General features: G+C 46.2%; 1 protein-coding gene. It reads right to left on the bottom strand.

Annotated elements, in window-relative coordinates:
- Positions 1–49: 49 nt before the first annotated feature.
- Positions 50–376 (bottom strand): hypothetical protein, encoded by a 327-nt coding sequence (locus IEW17_RS20665; RefSeq protein WP_188563955.1) that lies wholly within the window; start codon positions 374–376, stop codon positions 50–52.
- Positions 377–610: the final 234 nt, after the last annotated feature.

Here is a 610-nt window from a genome sequence, read left to right on the forward strand (position 1 = left end):
ATCAATTTCACCAACAACAACTTAGTAATATCACCCAATTCTCTCCTGTTTAACTAGACCACCTCACATAGCCCCGTTTCTTAACTAAAAAGGCAGATGCGCCTTTGTTCTTCACAACGGTGTCCCCTAAGGCAATGGCATCCTTAAGCGCAATGTAAAAGGCACCCATCGAATGGAATTCCGCCTTTTGATGCGTCACCTCATTGATTCCTTCCAGGTCACAGGGCGTGCCGATGGCGCCTTTGTCGGTGACAATGAGGCGCAATTCGATGGGATGGTACGTCCGTCGGTTATCCTCCTCGCAGGGAAGTGGATGTTCACACGCACTGAGGCACATCAAAAAGCCGGCACAGTAGCTTACAGGACGCAGGTTCATTCAGGACAAGGAAAGCTGGCAGCCAACCAAGTTCCAGAAAAGTATATGGCAGCGCTTACAACTGGCTAAAAATATAACGCTCCTTTCTTTGAACGGAGCGCGTTTACCTTGGGACCGTTTTCGTAAACACGCTAATCTATTATGGTCGTTAAATGTGTTGTTAACTGCTAAGAAGCTGTTTGAGTTAATTTTGCAAGATGGATACCTCCGCTATTTTGACCCGAAAGTTATATA

The sequence above is a fragment of the Hymenobacter frigidus genome, from assembly GCF_014640435.1.
Taxonomy (GTDB): Bacteria; Bacteroidota; Bacteroidia; order Cytophagales; family Hymenobacteraceae; genus Hymenobacter; species Hymenobacter frigidus.

Excerpts from the sequence above, each read along its gene's own strand:
- IEW17_RS20665 (WP_188563955.1), bottom strand. The coding sequence starts at position 376 with ATGAACCTGCGTCCTGTAAGCTACTGTGCCGGCTTTTTGATGTGCCTC.